2 protein-coding genes are annotated in these 640 nt (G+C 68.0%); both read right to left on the bottom strand.

Annotated features, from left to right (window positions below; translation table 11 throughout):
• On the bottom strand, positions 1-302 hold a 302-nt coding region (locus P0D89_RS53830), incomplete at its 3' end, for a transposase zinc-binding domain-containing protein (RefSeq protein WP_408379787.1).
• Positions 303-310: 8 nt separating this feature from the next.
• A partial coding sequence (locus P0D89_RS53835) for a tyrosine-type recombinase/integrase (RefSeq protein WP_408379789.1) occupies positions 311-640 on the bottom strand: 330 nt, incomplete at its 5' end.

A 640-nucleotide genomic window follows, 5' to 3' on the forward strand; every position in this document is an offset into this window, starting at 1 on the left:
GTGAAGACCACATGGAAATACTCGACCCCGGGCAGCAGCTCAGCCTGCCGGTGTTCGAGCCATTGCGCGCGGGCGAGCGACTGGCACTTCGGGCAGGCGCGATGCCGGCACGAGTTGTAGGTGATGCGCTGGTGACCGCAGGCGTCGCACTGTTCGACATGGCCGCCGAGGGCCGCCGTGCGGCACAGTTCGATCGCACTCATGGCACGCCGCTGCGCACGGCTGAGCCCGCCGGCGTGGCTCTGCCGGTACTGCGGCCCGTAGCGGCGGAAGATGTCCGCCACCTCGAGTGCCGCACGCATGACGGTGCTCAGAAATACTCGGGCGGACTGGGTGGAGGCTGCACCGGCTCGGGATGCGGCAGCAGGTCGAAGGGACTCGCGGTCGCGCACACGGTGCTGGTCGCCACTTTCAGGTAACGCGAGGTTGTGGCGAGGGAGCGATGACCCATCAGCAGCTGGATCCTGCGTACATCGGTGCCGCTTTCCAGCAGATGCGTGGCGAAGGCGTGCCGCAGCAAATGCGGCGTGATGGGCTTGCTGATGCCGCTGCGCTGCCGCGCGAGGTTGCATGCCCGTGCCACGGCAAACCGGGTGATGGGCTGGCCGGGGATGTCGCCCGGAAAGAGCCAGTCCCTGGG

This window comes from Paraburkholderia sp. RL18-085-BIA-A (assembly GCF_046027075.1).
GTDB lineage: Bacteria > Pseudomonadota > Gammaproteobacteria > Burkholderiales > Burkholderiaceae > Paraburkholderia.